The organism is Limnospira sp. PMC 289.06 (assembly GCF_032350395.1).
In the GTDB taxonomy this organism is placed as follows: Bacteria; Cyanobacteriota; Cyanobacteriia; order Cyanobacteriales; family Microcoleaceae; genus Limnospira; species Limnospira platensis.
On the sequence record NZ_JARPLC010000472.1, the window covers coordinates 1 to 513 of the forward strand.

At 56.7% G+C, this 513-nt stretch carries 1 protein-coding gene; it reads right to left on the bottom strand.

Annotated elements, in window-relative coordinates; genetic code table 11:
• Positions 1 to 513: VCBS repeat-containing protein (locus tag P5674_RS25845; protein WP_315670486.1), on the bottom strand; the 513-nt coding region annotated here is incomplete at both ends.

Here is a 513-nt window from a genome sequence, read left to right on the forward strand (position 1 = left end):
TGGTGGCGTGGGTAAATCCCCCACTGCCATCGTTGAGATACACTCGGCTGATGGGGTTATTGCTACTATCGCGGCCGGTGAGCAGGATGTCGATATCGCCGTCGCCATTGAAGTCTGCTGTGGCTACCGAACTACGGTAAACACCGGTCAGGGAGATATTGGTGGCGTGGGTAAATCCCCCACTGCCATCGTTGAGATACACTCGGCTGATGCGGTTATCGCCACTACCGCGGCCGGTGAGCAGGATGTCGATATCGCCGTCGCCATTGAAGTCTGCTGTGGCTACGGAACTAACGTCAACACCGGTCAGGGAGATATTGGTGGCCTGGGTAAATCCCCCACTGCCATCGTTGAGATACACTCGGCTGATGCGGTTATCGCCACTACCGCGGCCGGTGAGCAGGATGTCGATATCGCCGTCGCCATTGAAGTCTGCTGTGGCTACGGAACTAACGTCAACACCGGTCAGGGAGATATTGGTGGCCTGGGTAAATCCCCCACTGCCATCGTTGA